This is a genomic window from Protofrankia coriariae (assembly GCF_001017755.1).
In the GTDB taxonomy this organism is placed as follows: domain Bacteria; phylum Actinomycetota; class Actinomycetes; order Frankiales; family Frankiaceae; genus Protofrankia; species Protofrankia coriariae.
Genome location: NZ_JWIO01000115.1, coordinates 1 through 209, shown reverse-complemented (window position 1 = coordinate 209; position 209 = coordinate 1). Strand labels below are relative to the sequence as shown.

Annotated in this window: 1 pseudogene; it reads left to right on the top strand. The window is 68.9% G+C overall.

Annotated features, from left to right (window positions below):
• A pseudogene (locus FrCorBMG51_RS24445) lies at positions 1-209 on the top strand (type III polyketide synthase); the annotation flags it as partial.

Here is a 209-nt window from a genome sequence, read left to right as displayed (position 1 = left end):
CTGGACATCCTGCTCTCCCACGAACTGGGCATGCCGGCGAACATGCGCCGCGTCATCATCGGCCACATGGGCTGCCACGCCGCGGTCCCCGGCCTCGGCACGGTCGCCGAATACGTCGCCGTCCACGGCAAACCCGCACTCCTGCTCTGCGTCGAACTCTCCAGCCTGCACGCCCAGCCCAAATCACCCACCCTGCACGCGGGCAACCC